The organism is Microbacterium phosphatis, assembly GCF_049177115.1.
GTDB lineage: Bacteria > Actinomycetota > Actinomycetes > Actinomycetales > Microbacteriaceae > Microbacterium > Microbacterium phosphatis.
The window spans coordinates 345,868-359,541 of sequence record NZ_CP185370.1; the positions used below are offsets into that span (position 1 = coordinate 345,868).

11 protein-coding genes are annotated in these 13,674 nt (G+C 70.8%); 7 read left to right on the plus strand and 4 right to left on the minus strand.

The genetic code is table 11. The features are described 5' to 3' along the window. Positions 1–37: 37 nt before the first annotated feature. Positions 38–2,329 (minus strand): immune inhibitor A domain-containing protein, encoded by a 2,292-nt coding sequence (locus tag ACOKGD_RS01635; protein WP_342336354.1) that lies wholly within the window; start codon positions 2,327–2,329, stop codon positions 38–40. Positions 2,330–2,494: 165 nt separating this feature from the next. Then, positions 2,495–2,860 carry a hypothetical protein gene (locus tag ACOKGD_RS01640; RefSeq protein ID WP_342336355.1) on the minus strand — a complete coding sequence of 122 codons (366 nt, stop codon included), beginning with the start codon at positions 2,858–2,860 and terminating at the stop codon, positions 2,495–2,497. Between the two features lie 90 nt (positions 2,861–2,950). Here ACOKGD_RS01640 and ACOKGD_RS01645 point away from each other — a divergent pair, with 90 nt between their 5' ends. After that, positions 2,951–3,481 (plus strand): MarR family winged helix-turn-helix transcriptional regulator, encoded by a 531-nt coding sequence (locus ACOKGD_RS01645; RefSeq protein WP_342336356.1) that lies wholly within the window; start codon positions 2,951–2,953, stop codon positions 3,479–3,481. A 97-nt stretch (positions 3,482–3,578) separates the two neighbouring features. After that, a complete protein-coding gene (locus tag ACOKGD_RS01650) occupies positions 3,579–4,790 on the plus strand; it encodes an MFS transporter (protein WP_342336357.1) in 1,212 nt (403 codons plus the stop codon). Between the two features lie 15 nt (positions 4,791–4,805). Here ACOKGD_RS01650 and ACOKGD_RS01655 read toward each other — a convergent pair whose 3' ends face one another. Together ACOKGD_RS01655 and ACOKGD_RS01660 are read right to left on the minus strand one after the other, a co-directional pair. Beyond that, a complete protein-coding gene (locus tag ACOKGD_RS01655) occupies positions 4,806–5,777 on the minus strand; it encodes a helix-turn-helix transcriptional regulator (protein ID WP_342336359.1) in 972 nt (323 codons plus the stop codon). A gap of 60 nt (positions 5,778–5,837) precedes the next feature. After that, entirely contained in the window at positions 5,838–7,277 is a 1,440-nt protein-coding gene (locus tag ACOKGD_RS01660; protein WP_342336360.1) for an MFS transporter, read from the minus strand. A 180-nt stretch (positions 7,278–7,457) separates the two neighbouring features. Between ACOKGD_RS01660 and dnaK the strand changes: the two genes are divergently transcribed. The 5 genes from dnaK (at position 7,458) to glgX (ending at position 13,650) form a co-directional block, all read left to right on the plus strand. Next, positions 7,458–9,314: a molecular chaperone DnaK gene (gene dnaK / locus ACOKGD_RS01665; RefSeq protein ID WP_342336361.1), complete on the plus strand. Its 1,857-nt coding sequence runs from the start codon at positions 7,458–7,460 to the stop codon at positions 9,312–9,314. Continuing rightward, positions 9,314–9,925, plus strand: a complete 612-nt coding sequence (grpE, locus tag ACOKGD_RS01670) for a nucleotide exchange factor GrpE (protein WP_342336362.1) — start codon at positions 9,314–9,316, stop codon at positions 9,923–9,925. Before dnaK ends, grpE begins: the two co-directional genes overlap by 1 nt. 96 nt (positions 9,926–10,021) lie before the next feature. Continuing rightward, positions 10,022–11,002, plus strand: a complete 981-nt coding sequence (locus tag ACOKGD_RS01675; protein WP_342336363.1) for a DnaJ C-terminal domain-containing protein — start codon at positions 10,022–10,024, stop codon at positions 11,000–11,002. Between the two features lie 45 nt (positions 11,003–11,047). Next, positions 11,048–11,503: a heat shock protein transcriptional repressor HspR gene (locus tag ACOKGD_RS01680; RefSeq protein ID WP_342336365.1), complete on the plus strand. Its 456-nt coding sequence runs from the start codon at positions 11,048–11,050 to the stop codon at positions 11,501–11,503. Further along, on the plus strand, positions 11,500–13,650 hold the full coding sequence (gene glgX / locus ACOKGD_RS01685; protein WP_342336366.1) for a glycogen debranching protein GlgX: 2,151 nt from the start codon (positions 11,500–11,502) through the stop codon (positions 13,648–13,650). The genes ACOKGD_RS01680 and glgX overlap by 4 nt, the downstream gene beginning before the upstream one ends. Positions 13,651–13,674 lie beyond the last annotated feature (24 nt).

Consider the following 13,674-nt stretch of genomic DNA (forward strand, 5'->3'; position numbering starts at 1 on the left):
CGCGACGAGGGACGGGCTTCCGGAAGGGCCGCCCGGATCAGCCGGCGGCGTTCACCTGAACGGTCATGAACCCGCGGTTCACGTTCTGATCGGTGATCTTGATGGTTGTGCCCGTGCCGCCGACACGCACCGAACCGAGGGGGTTCGCGGGGTCGTAGTAGGCGTCGGGGTTCGTGTCGTCGAAGGTCGTGATGGCCTTCTGGGCCGGAACCTTCATCGTGGTCATCCCGGCCTCGGTCTCGCGGTGCAGCGAGATCGGGTCGGTCTTGTGCTGGCCGAACGTCGCGTCGAACGGCTGGATGCGGTTGCGTGCGACCGTCCCGTCAGACCACTTCAGCGCCTTGGCGCGGGCATCGACCACGAGGGCCTCACCGGCGCCGGGGTGCTGCGACGTGTTGTTGTCCTGGTAGAGGCTGTTCACGTACCAGACCAGCAGGCCGTCCTGGTACGGGAAGTGCTCGACCTTGTCGAGCGCGGTCTGCTGCCAGCCGAAGTTGTACGGCCCGGTGCGCAGCGTCGCGTCGTAGCCGCCGTACACGCGGTTCTCGGCGACGTAGTAGTGCGAGTACGACTGGGTGTACTTGCCGTCGACCACGCGCTGGAACCCGTCGAGCGTCCAGTCGTCGGCGCCGTCGGTGGCGGCCAGGCCCGAGACCTGGATCCCGTCGATCTGGAAGCCCGGCTTCGCCTCGGCGACATCCGTCCAGTAGCGCACGCGCACCTGGGCGGTCTGGCCGGCGAACGCCGACATGTCGGCCGTCAGCGGCACCCAGCCGGCCGATGTGCCGGTGATGCCGTTGGTCGGGACGTTCTGACCGTTCGGGTCGTCGGCCGTCGACAGGCTCGTGTCCAGCGCCGTCCAGGTGGCGCCGCCGTCGGTGGTGACCTCGACGAACGCGTAGTCCCAGCCGCTCTCGATGTCGTACTTCACCGTCGCGGCGAACGTGCCCCCGGCAGGCACGGTGAACGCGGGGCTGGTGGCGGTGTTCTCGAGGTCGTTGCCCGAACCCGAGTAGAGGTGGCGCGCGCCCTCGGGAGACGCCTCGAGGTCGGCCTGGTGCGTGCCGTCCGGCAGGTCGACGATCACGGCCTGCGCGCCGAGGGTCGACGCGTGGTAGGCCGGGCCGAGCTTGACCGTGGCGCTGGTGCCGCGGTCGACGACCTCGTAGTCGAGCCAGCCGAGGAAGAGCTTCTCGGTCGGGCCCATCTGGTTCGGCGTGGTGCCGATGGCGCCGTCACCGTGGCTGAGCCACGAGCCCGAGCTCATCAGCGTCCAGTAGCCGGTGCCGTTGTCGCCGCCGGGGGCGGTGTCGTAGTAGTCGGGCAGGCCGAGGTCGTGGCCGAACTCGTGCGCGAAGACGCCGAGGCCGCCGTTCTCGGGCTCGGTGGTGTAGTCGCGGATCCAGACGTCGGTGTCGCCGACCTGGACGCCTCCGAGGGGCAGGTACTGCGAGGGGCCCCACTCGCCGTACCCGGCGACGCCGGCCGCCCAGCGGTGCGACCAGATGGCCTCGGGCGGTGCGCCGGCCTCCTCGCCCGGGCCGGAGTGCACGGCCTGGAAGTGGTCGATGTAGCCGTCGGGCTCGTTGATGACGCCGTCGCCGTCCATGTCGTAGCGGTCCCAGATGTCGTACGAGCGCAGCTCGGCGACGATCTGGTCCTTGGTCTTGCCGGCGGCGAGCTGCGCGTCGTACCAGGCGTTGGCGGAGTCCTGGATGAACGCGGTCATCTGCTCCTGGGTCTCGCCCTTGTCCTCGCCCGTGGCCGGGTCGATGTAGTTCGATCCGTACGAGGCGGTGGTGCCGGGCACGGTGACCCAGTCGCTCACGGCGCCCTCCAGGTCGAATCGGCCGGACGACATCTCGTCGTAGACGTCCTTGAACGACTCGCCCTCGCCGAAGAACATGTCCTGGAAGTGGGCCTGCGAGAAGTCCGGCACCCAGTAGGTCGAGTTGTCGCCGGCGGCCGGCTCGGGGATCTGATTGTGAGCCTGGTCGGCGGTCTCGACGAGGATCGTGAACAGCTGGGCGGTCTCGGAGGTGCCGTACTCGACGAACTCGCCCGGGCGGATCTCGACGACCTTGCTCTTGTGCTTGCCCTTGCCCTTCGTGGTGATCTTGGCGTCACCGGTCGCGACGAGCTCGGCCGCGCGCTGCTTCTCGGCGGAGCGCTTCTCGTGCAGGACGTCGGGGCGGTTGTCGGACGGCCCCGGACTCGTCGCATCGGGCGTGGTCGGGGCGGTGGCCGCCGTCGCGGCGGTCGGGGCGAGCAGCGTGCCGGTCAGCAGGATCGCCGCTGTCCCGAGCGCGCAGGTGATGCGCTTGTTCACAGATGTTCCTCCGGGGGTGGGGACGGTGCCGCGCGCGGTGGGGGCCGCACGGCTGGTGTCAGCACTTTCGCAGATTCCCGGGAGCGCAGGTATAGACCTCTCAGTGTGCGAAAGCAGGATGGGGAGGGCTCCCCATCCTGCTTGCCTTTTCCCCCGTCGAGTGGGTCAGAACGCACGGTCTTCGCGCGGGCTCACGCCGTGGTCGCGCTCGCCGCGGTGGTGCTCGCAGCCGTGGCCGCGGTGTCCGTGGCCCTCGCCGTGGTGGTGTCCGTGGCCTCCGCGGGCGTGCGCGCCCGGGTGTCCGGGGTGGTGACCTCGGTGGCCGCGGGGGCCGCCGGCAAGGCCGCGCAGGCCGTCGGGGCCGAGCTCGCGAGCGATCGTCTCGAGGGTGCGGCGGGTGGTCGCGAGGTCCTCATCCGAGACGGTCTCCGTCACGCGCTTGTACGCGTCGAGGTTGGCGAGCACCCGCAGCCAGCGACCGCGCGGGCGGGGGTCGGTCGTGTCGGTGTCTTCGTGAGTGTGGTTCTCCATGGGAGCTCCTTCGATTTCAATGTCATCTTGCATGTATATGCAGAATGACATGCATCGTATTGCATGTCAAGTGGCATGTATCCTGGAGGGGTGACCGACCTGGATCCCACCGCTCAGATCGCCGACGCGCTCGCCCGCCTGCGAATGGTCGGCCGCCCCGGCGGGCGCTCGCCCTGGGCCGATGGGCCGCACGCACGAGGCGGCGACGAGCACGGGCATCACCCGCACCCGCATCACGGCCACGGAGGTCCGCACGGGAGCGGCCCGCACGGCGGCCCGCTGGGAAGGGGCATGGCCCGGATGCGCCTCGTCGAGCTGCTGGCGCGCGCCGACGGACCCCAGTCGGTGGGCGCCCTCGCCGAGCTGCTCGGCGTCGACCAGCCGCGCGCGAGCCGGCTGGTGCAGTCCGCGGTCGAGCTGGGCCTGGCGCGACGCGAGGCCGATCCCGCGGATGCCCGCCGCACCCTCGTCGCCCTCACGGACCAGGGTCGTGCCGTCGCCGACCGCAGCCGCGGCGCCCGCGCCGACGCCGTCTCCGAGGCGCTCGAGGGCTTCACCGCCGCCGAGCGCGCGCAGCTCGCGGCCCTGCTCGCCCGTCTCGCCGACGCCTGGCCCCGCTGACGCGCCGCGACGCCGTCCCGGCCGGATCCGGACGATCGGTCGGATGCCGCGGACACCCGGTCGGGCGGCGCCCCGCGCCGGAGGCGAGCCTGGATACATGACCGGAACCGCCTCTCTGCCCACGATCGCGCCCACGCGCACGGCACCGCCCCGCATCCACCTCGCGCTCGTCGCCATGATGGTCATGAGCTTCGTGCTGGTGACCGCCGAGTTCCTCCCCAACGGCGTGCTGCTCGAGATCGCGGCGGCGCTCGAGGTGACACCCGGCCAGGCGGGGCAGACCGTCACGATGACGGCTCTGGTCGGCCTGCTGGTCGCCCCGACGATCGGGATGCTCGTCCCGCGGCTGGATCGCCGCACCCTGCTCGTCTGGCTCGCCGTCGTGGCGGCCGTCTCGAACCTGCTGGTCGCGATCGCCCCGAACCTCGTGACCGTGCTGGCCGCACGCGTGCTGCTCGGTGCCGCACTGAGCGGCTTCTGGTCGATGTCGCTGATGGTCTCGGCGCGGATCGCCGGGCCCGAGCGCCTGGGGCGGGCCGTGATGTTCACCACGGCGGGGGTCTCGCTGGCGACCGTGCTCGGCGTGCCGCTCGGCGTCTTCGTGAGCACGCTCCTCGACTGGCGCGCGGTCTTCGCCGGTGCCGCCGTCATCACCGCGGCGGTGGCCGTCGCGCTGCGCCTGCTGCTGCCGGCGGTGCCGGCGCAGGCGGTCGCGAGCTTCGCCGTGCTGGGCGGGGCGCTGCGCCACCCCGGTGTCGCGCTCGGGCTCGTCGGGCACGTGCTGATCGTGTTCGGCCACTTCGTCGCGTACACCTACATCCGCCTGGCGCTCGAGCGGGTCACCCTCGGCGCCGGAGGCGCTCCGCTCGACGAGGGCGCGGTCGTGCTGCTGCTCGGGCTGTTCGGCGTCGGCGGGCTCGTCGGCAACGTCGTCACGGCCGCGATCGTCGACCGCCGGCTCGCGCCGCTGTCGACCGCCGTCCCGCTGCTTGTGGCGGTGCCGATCCTGGTGGTGCTGGTGTGGCCCCAGTCGCCGATCGCGGCGGGCGTCGCCGTGTTCGTCTGGGGCATGTCGTTCGCCGCCTGGCTGATCGTGCTCAACACGTGGATCGGGCGGCGCCTGCCGGATCGGCTCGAGGCCGGCGGCGGGCTCGTTGTGGTGGGCTTCCAGCTGGCGATCACGCTGGCGGCGGGCCTCGGGGGCCTGCTGATCGACGGTGCGGGTGTCGGCACGGCCTATGTAACGGGAGCCGTCGCGGTGGCCGCCGGCGCCGTCACCTTCGGTCTGGCGGGCCGCGCGGGCCGGTGAGGGGAGGGGCGGGTCTCAGCGCGCGAGCGCGCGGGGGCCCGCCCCGCGCCACGCCGACGGGGTCATCCCGGTGTGGCGGCGGAACGCCCGGCTGAAGCCCTCGTCCGACTCATAGCCCAGGCGCCGCGACGCCTCGGACACCCGGGTGCCTGCCGAGAGCATGGCCTTCGCCGCATCCATGCGGACCTGCGCCAGGTAGCTGGCGGGGGAGCGGCCGATCGCCTCGCGGAACCGCGCGGCGAACACGGACCGCGACATCGCGCCGAGGGCCGCGAGGCTCTCGACGCTCCAGTCGGCACCCGGATCCTCGTGGATCGCGGCGATCACCCGCGCGAGGAACGGATCGTCCGTGCGCGGGGCCCAGTCGGCGGGAGCGCATCCGGATGCGGCCCAGGCGCGCAGCGTCGAGACGGCGAGCATGGTCGCCATGAGGTCGCACACGGCGCGGCCCCCGCCGGCGGCGCACGCCTGCGCGGTGGCCGGATCGCCGACGTGCGCCGCGAGCGCGGCGACCCCGGGCTCCTGGAGGGAGAAGTCGTCGACGGTGAGCAGATCGGGGAGGGCCCCGAGGAGCCGGCTGGTCTCCCCGGTGGGCCGCAGGCGCGCCGCCATCAGCGACGCACCCGCGAGGGCGCGCAGCCGCAGCGGCGCGCGCCCCACCGAGAACAGCGATCCGCCGGCGTCGAGGCGGACGCGCACGGCCCCGTCGGCGCGTGTCGACGCCCACGCCGGGCAGCTGCGCCTCGGCGTCGCGCCGACGTCGACGGATCCCTCGAGGGCGAAGACGAGGAGGGCGTCGCCGGCGGGCAGATCCAGCGCCTCGCCGTCGGCGAGGGCGAGCCGCGTCATGCCGGCCGAGTCCCACTGCAGGGCGGCGAGCAGCCGATCGATCGGATCGCCCGCGGGGCCCGCGACGTCGCTCTGGTCGGCGACGCCGACGCGGCCGACCACGGCGTCCTCGCGCCCGTGGGCCTGCACGATCGTCATGGCCTGACAAACCGCGGGCGCCGCGCCGCTATTCCGGCGTGACGCCGCGCGGCGGCCCGCTCAGGCGCGGACGTGCGGCGGGAGCTTCACGAACAGCAGCAGGATCAGGCCGATGAGCAGGATGACGGCGATGCCGAGCACGCCGTAGACGATGCCGCCGAACCAGGCGAGGAAGAGCGACCACGCCAGCGGCGACAGGAACGACGCGACGCGTCCGGTGGTGGCGTACAGGCCGAAGATCTCGCCCTGCATGCTCGGCGGCGTCAGGCGGGTCAGCAGACCGCGGCTGGCCGCCTGGGCGGGCCCCACGAACGCGCACAGCAGCAGCCCGCAGATCCAGAACACGATCGTCCCGAGATCCCGCAGCAGGTACACGACGAATGCCATCGCGACCAGGCCCGACAGGGCGATGACGATCAGGTTGCGGGGCCCGATGGCGTCGTCGATGCGGCCCGCGATGATCGTCGACACGCCCGCGACGAGGTTGGCGGCCAGGCCGAACACGATCACCTCGAGGAACGAGAACCCGAAGCCCTGCGCGGCGAGCACGGCGCCGAAGGCGAACACCCCCGCGAGGCCGTCGCGGTACACGGCCGCGGCGAGCAGGAACCAGAACGTCGGGCGGTTGGTGCGGAACAGCTTCGCCAGGTTGCGGCCGAGCACCACGTAGGCGCGCAGCAGGCCGACCTTCTCGGCCTCCGCATAGGCGGGCGATTCGGGCACATTGCGGAACATGGGGATGGAGAACACCAGCGTCCACACCGCGCAGATGACGGCGACGAGCTTGTACGACAGCGGATTGTCCTGGCCGAGCCCGAAGAGCACGGGGATGCACACGATCAGGGCCGCGACCCCGCCGATGTAGCCCATGCCCCAGCCGAGGCCCGAGATGCGCCCGACCGTGCCGGGGGTCGAGACCTCCGAGAGCATCGCGTAGTAGCTGACGTTGCCGATCTCCGAGATCACGGCGCCCAGCGCGACGGCGAACGCGCCGAACCAGAAGTACCGAGGGTCGGCCTCGACGAAGAACAGCGAGAACTGCACCAGCGCGATCGCGATGGTCGCGCCGACGAGCCACTTCTTCTTGTTGCCGCGGGCGTCGGCCTGCTGGCCGAGTACGGGTGCGAGCACCAGGATCAGGATGCCCGCGGCGAAGTTCGCCCACCCCCACCACTCGGACAGATCCGTCAGCCCCTGGCAGTACGCGCTGCCCATGTTCTGCGACTCGTTGCAGTTCATGTAGGTGCCGTCGGCCAGCAGACCCGATTCCCGGACCGCCGGATCGAGGAACTGCCGGGAGGTCAGGTATAGCGCGATCCAGACGAAGGTGAGGATCACGGTGTTGAACGGCTGCATGGCCCAGTCCCACATCGCCCACGAGACGACGGTCTTGCGCGAGGCGGGCTCGCCCGCGACGCCGCGGCCGATGGGACCGAGCGCGCCCGTGCGCGCCACGGTGGGCGGGGTGGCCGGCGGGACGTCGTCGTGCTCGGGGCTCATGCGATGAGGCTATGGCCCGAGCGTGAACCGCCGGTGTCGCCACACGCTCAGCCGATCCATATCCAAACTTGAGTCGATCCATATCAACTTCGCTTTGACACGGCTGATCTGGCGTTCTATCCTTGAGTCATCGCGGCTCAACCCGCGCACAACGACTTCACCGTCAAGAAGGAGAGCAACATGGCACGTGCTGTGGGTATCGACCTCGGAACGACCAACTCGGTCGTCAGCGTCCTCGAGGGCGGTGAGCCGAAGGTCATCGCCAACGCCGAGGGCTTCCGCACCACCCCGTCGGTCGTCGCGTTCACCAAGGACGGCGAGGTGCTCGTCGGCGAGACCGCCAAGCGTCAGGCCGTCACCAACGTCGACCGCACGATCGCCTCGGTCAAGCGCCACATCGGCACCGACTGGTCGTTCGACGTCGACGGCAAGAAGTACACGCCGCAGGAGATCTCGGCGCGCATCCTCATGAAGCTGAAGCGCGACGCCGAGCAGTACCTCGGCGACACCGTGACCGACGCGGTCATCACCGTCCCGGCCTACTTCAACGACGCCGAGCGCCAGGCCACGAAGGACGCGGGCGAGATCGCCGGCCTCAACGTGCTGCGCATCATCAACGAGCCCACCGCGGCCGCGCTCGCCTACGGCCTCGACAAGGGCCAGGAGGACGAGCTCATCCTCGTCTTCGACCTCGGTGGCGGCACGTTCGACGTGTCCCTGCTCGAGGTGGGCAAGGACGACGACTTCTCGACGATCCAGGTCCGCGCCACCGCCGGTGACAACCGCCTCGGCGGCGACGACTGGGACCAGCGTGTGGTCGACCACCTGATCACGCAGTTCCGCCAGACCACCGGCGTCGACGTCTCGGGCGACAAGATCGCCCTGCAGCGCCTCAAGGAGGCCGCGGAGCAGGCGAAGAAGGAGCTGTCGTCCTCGACCAGCACCTCGATCAACCTGCCCTACCTCTCGCTGACCGAGTCGGGCCCCGTGTCGCTGTCCGAGACGCTCACGCGCGCCAAGTTCGAGGAGCTCACGAAGGACCTGCTCGAGCGCACCAAGAAGCCGTTCGAGGACGTCATCCGCGAGGCCGGCGTGAAGCTCTCCGAGATCGCCCACGTGGTGCTCGTCGGCGGCTCGACCCGCATGCCCGCCGTCGCCGACCTCGTCAAGCGCGAGACCGGCAAGGAGGCCAACAAGGGCGTCAACCCGGACGAGGTCGTCGCCGTCGGCGCCGCCCTGCAGGCCGGTGTCCTGAAGGGCGAGCGCAAGGACGTCCTGCTCATCGACGTCACCCCCCTGAGCCTCGGCATCGAGACCAAGGGCGGCATCATGACCAAGCTCATCGAGCGCAACACGGCCATCCCGACCAAGCGCAGCGAGACCTTCACGACGGCCGACGACAACCAGCCGTCCGTGTCGATCCAGGTGTTCCAGGGCGAGCGCGAGTTCACGCGCGACAACAAGCCGCTCGGTACGTTCGACCTGACCGACATCGCCCCGGCGCCGCGCGGCATCCCGCAGATCGAGGTCACCTTCGACATCGACGCCAACGGCATCGTGCACGTGTCCGCCAAGGACAAGGGCACCGGCAAGGAGGCCTCGGTGGTCATCTCGGGCGGCTCGTCGCTGCCCAAGGAGGACATCGACCGCATGGTGCGCGAGGCCGAGGAGCACGCCGCCGAGGACAAGAAGCGCCGCGAGGCCGCCGAGGTCCGCAACCAGGCCGAGACCCTCGCCTACTCGATCGACAAGCTGATCAAGGACAACGAGGACAAGCTCCCCGCCGACGTGAAGGAGTCCGTCCAGGGCGACGTCGACGACCTGAAGAAGGCCCTCGCGGGCGACGACGACGAGGCCGTGAAGGCCGCGTTCGACAAGCTCAACGCGAGCCAGGGCAAGATCGGCGAGGCCATCTACGCCCAGTCGCAGGCCGAGCAGGCGGCCCCGACGGCCGACGCTCCGGCCGGCGACACGGCGGGCGATGACGACGTCATCGACGCCGAGGTGGTCGAGGACGACGAGGACAAGAAGAACTGATGACCGGCAAGGACTTCGAAGAGCCCAACGGCGACGAGGTCCAGCCTGACGCCGAGGGGGCGGACGCGCAGGACGCGACCGCCCCCGAGGCGCAGGAGGGGACCGACGCCGCAACCCAGGAGCCCGAGCTCACCATCGAGGACATCCTCGATGCCGCGCAGACCGACGACGCGGCCGAGGCCGACCACTCGGACTACGAGACGCAGCTCCTGCACGATCTCAAGCGACTGCAGGCCGAGTACGCCAACTACCGCCGCCGCACCGAAGAGCAGCGTCACATCGAGATCGCCCGTGCCAAGGGCGAGGCCGTGAAGGGCCTCATCCCGGTGCTCGACGACCTCGACCGCGCCGACAAGCACGGCGACCTCACCGAGGGCTCGCCCTTCGCGGCCATCGCTGAGAAGGTCCGCGGTGTGGCCGAGCGCATGGGCCTGGTCGCCTATGGGGCGGTCGGCGAGGCGTTCGACCCGCAGCAGCACGAGGCGATCTTCCAGCAGCCGATCCCCGGCACCACCGAGGCGACGATCCTCGAGGTGGTCGAGCTCGGCTATCGACTGGGCGAGATCGAGCTCCGCGCGGCCAAGGTCGTTGTGGCCGTTCCGGCCGAGTGATGTCCGCGCGGGCCGGCGGCGCCGGCCCGCGCGCTCGTCCAGCGAGCGCTCGCGACTCGATATTGCAGTGACCGACGTCTGACGTAAGAGGTGAAGATGGCCAGCCAGGACTGGTTCGAGAAGGACTTCTACAAGGTCCTCGGGGTGTCGAAGGACGTCAGCGCCGCCGACCTCAAGAAGACGTACCGCAAGCTCGCGCGGAAGTACCACCCGGATTCCAACCCGGGCGATGCGGCCGCCGAGGCGAAGTTCAAGGAGATCAGCGAGGCGTACGCCGTGCTCTCGGACGAGACCGAGCGCGCCGAGTACGACCAGATCCGCGCGATGGGATCCGGCGCACGGTTCACCCCGGGCGCGGGTGCCGGCGGCGGTTTCGACGACGTGTTCAGCCAGTTCACCCAGAACCGCGGTGCGTCGCAGGACTTCGACGACATCTTCGCGATGTTCAACCAGGGCGGTGGCGGCGGTTTCGGATCCGGCGGCTTCGGACGCCCGAGCGGCGGCTTCCGCGGATTCGGCGGCCCCCAGAAGGGATCGGACGTGCGCGCGCGCACGACGATCGACTTCGTCACGGCCGCGAAGGGCGAGACGATCTCGCTGCAGAGCGAGGACGGCAAGCCCTTCAAGATCAAGATCCCGGCCGGTGTCGCCGACGGGCAGAAGATCCGCCTGCGCGGCAAGGGGCGCCCGTCACCGGACGGCGGCGAGCCCGGCGACATCGTCGTCGAGATCGCCGTGCGCCCGCACCCGGTCTTCACCCGCGAGGGCCTGAACCTGCGTGTGGTGGTGCCGGTGACGTTCCCCGAGGCCGCGCTGGGCGCCACTATCGAGGTCCCGACCCTCGGCGCCGACCCCGTCAAGCTGCGCGTCGCCCCCGGCACCCCGTCGGGGCGTGTGCTGCGCGTCAAGGGCCGTGGCATCGCGTCGCAGAAAGGCACCGGCGACCTGCTCGCCGAGGTGCAGGTCGTGGTGCCCGCGCACCTCGACGACGAGGCCCGCGACGCGCTCGCGCGCTTCGTCGAGGTCGGCCCGCAGATCAACCCGCGCGATGAGCTGATGGGCCGGGCCCAGGGTTAGCCTGAGGCCAGGATCGGCCTTTCGAACCGGAGAGGGAGGGACGGGATGAGCGATTCCTACGAGATCGACGACGACACGCCCGTCTTCGCGATCGCGGTGGCCGCCGAGCTCGCGGGCATGCACCCGCAGACGCTGCGCCAGTACGACCGGATCGGACTGGTCGTCCCCGGCCGCACCCGCGGCGGATCGCGCCGCTACTCGGCGCGCAACGTCGAGCAGCTGCGAGAGGTCTCGCGCCTCTCCGGCGAGGGGATGAGCCTCGCCAGCATCGCGCGCGTCCTGGACCTGGAGGACGAGGTGCGGGCGCTGCGCCGCCGGTGCCGCGACCTCGAGCAGGCCCTGCGCGACGAGCGCGCCGCCCGCCCCGGGGCCCGCGTGTTCGCGGCCGGGGCGACCGGATCCGTCATCACCCTGCGCGCGGGCACGCGCGTGCGCCGCAGTGCGGATCTTGTGCTCTGGTCGCCGCCGCGCCCGCCCTCCGAGGGCGGGGACGGACAGTGAGCCCCGTCACCTGGAAGAAGCTCGGCGAGGCCATCCCCGTCTGGCCGGGGCGGGCCTGGCCGCTCGGGTCGACGTGGTCGCCCGAGTCGACGAACTTCGCGGTGTACACCCCCGATGCGACCGCGGTGCAGCTGTGCCTGTTCGACGAGAACGACCGCGAGACCGCGTACGACCTCACCGAGCACATGCTCGGCATCTGGCACGGCGCGCTGCCGGACATCCGGCCCGGCCAGCGCTACGGCTACCGTGTCGACGGGCCGTGGGATCCGGCCAACGGGCACCGGTTCAACCGGCACAAGCTGCTGCTCGACCCGTACGCGAAGGCGACCAGCGGCACCATCAAGCCCGAGCAGCCGATCCACGGCGCGCGCGAGGATCGCCCGCTCGAGCGCGACGACACCGATTCGGCCGGGTACACCGCCCGCAGCGTCGTCATCGAGGGCGCCTTCGACTGGGAGGACGAGGACGACGTCCGCCCGCATCACCGCTGGCGCGACACCGTCATCTACGAGCTGCACGTGAAGGGCTTCACGAAGCTCCACGACCGCATCCCCGAGAGCATCCGCGGCACGTACGCGGGCCTGGCCGACCCGGCCGTCACCTCGTACCTGCGCGACCTCGGCGTCACCACCGTCGAGCTGCTGCCCGTGCAGCAGTTCTTCTCCGAGCCCTGGCTCGCCGAACGCGGCCTCACGAACTACTGGGGCTACAACACCCTCTCGTACTTCGCGCCGGATGCCGGGTACTCGTCCTCCGGCGACCGCGGCGGCCAGGTCGACGAGTTCAAGCACATGGTGAAGGCCCTCCATCGCGAGGGCATCGAGGTCATCCTCGACGTCGTCTACAACCACACCGCCGAGGGCGGGCCCGACGGCCCGACGCTGTCGTTCCGCGGCTTCGACGACCGCGGCTTCTACAAGCGCGTCATCGGCGAGAACGGGCGGTTCGACGACCGCTACTGGGACGTCACCGGCTGCGGCAACACGGTCAACGCCTGGAACCCGCTCGCGCTGCGGATGATCCTCGACTCGCTGCGCTACTGGGTCACCGAGATGCACGTCGACGGCTTCCGGTTCGATCTCATGTCGGCACTGACCCGCACCGGGTATGAGATCGACTTCCAGTGCGCTCTGCTGATCGCGATCGACCAGGATCCGGTCCTGCGTCACGTGAAGCTGATCGCCGAGCCGTGGGACGTCTCGATGGACGGCTACCTCGTCGGCCAGATGCCGCCGCAGTGGGCCGAGTGGAACGACAAGTACCGCGACACCATGCGCGACTTCTGGCGTGGGCAGGCGCCGATCCACGCCGTGGCCACACGCCTGGCGGGCTCGAGCGACCTGTACGCCGACGACGGCCGCACGGCCTCGAACAGCATCAACTTCATCACCGCGCACGACGGGTTCACGATGCGCGACCTGGTCTCGTACGACGGCAAGCACAACGACGCCAACAACGAGGACAACCGCGACGGCACCGACAACAACCGCTCGTGGAACCACGGCCACGAGGGCGAGACGACCGATCCGGACATCCTCGCGCTGCGACGGAGGCAGGTCGCGAACCTCATGGCGACCCTCTGCCTGTCCAATGGCGTGCCCATGCTGACCGCGGGGGACGAGCGGGGGCGCACGCAGGGCGGCAACAACAACGCGTACTGCCAGGACAACGAGATCTCGTGGATGGACTGGTCGGCCGACAACGCCTGGCTGGATGTCTACGAGGTCACCAAGGCCGCGCTGAGGCTGCGGCGCGAGCACCCGGCGCTGCGCCAGCGGCACTGGTTCGAGGGGAGCCCCGCCATCCCGGGCGGCCCGCACGACCTGGCGTGGCTGCATCCGGCCGGTCGTGTGATGCGCGATTCCGACTGGGGCGACGGCGGCCTCCGCACGATCGGCATGTTCGTCTCGGGCGCTCCGCTGCGCGAGCCGGGGCCGCGCGGCGAGCAGCGCATCGACGACTCGTTCGTGCTGTGGTTCAACGCCGGGCCGCCGCCGGTCGACATCCTCCACCCGGTCAACGAGTGGTTCGACGAGGTCGAGGTCGTGCTCTCGACCGACCCCGCCGTGGCGGTGGGCACCCGGGTGAAGATCGGCGAGCCGCTCCCCGTCGACGGCCGCACCGTTGTGGTGGTCAAGTCCGTCTGAGGCGACCCGGCTCGCACCCGGAAC

Coding starts and splice junctions, on each gene's coding strand:
- ACOKGD_RS01675 (WP_342336363.1), top strand. CDS start 10,022: ATGGCCAGCCAGGACTGGTTCGAGAAGGACTTCTACAAGGTCCTCGGG.
- ACOKGD_RS01680 (WP_342336365.1), top strand. CDS start 11,048: ATGAGCGATTCCTACGAGATCGACGACGACACGCCCGTCTTCGCGATC.
- ACOKGD_RS01655 (WP_342336359.1), bottom strand. CDS start 5,777: ATGACGATCGTGCAGGCCCACGGGCGCGAGGACGCCGTGGTCGGCCGC.
- grpE (WP_342336362.1), top strand. CDS start 9,314: ATGACCGGCAAGGACTTCGAAGAGCCCAACGGCGACGAGGTCCAGCCT.
- ACOKGD_RS01640 (WP_342336355.1), bottom strand. CDS start 2,860: ATGGAGAACCACACTCACGAAGACACCGACACGACCGACCCCCGCCCG.
- dnaK (WP_342336361.1), top strand. CDS start 7,458: ATGGCACGTGCTGTGGGTATCGACCTCGGAACGACCAACTCGGTCGTC.
- ACOKGD_RS01660 (WP_342336360.1), bottom strand. CDS start 7,277: ATGAGCCCCGAGCACGACGACGTCCCGCCGGCCACCCCGCCCACCGTG.
- ACOKGD_RS01650 (WP_342336357.1), top strand. CDS start 3,579: ATGACCGGAACCGCCTCTCTGCCCACGATCGCGCCCACGCGCACGGCA.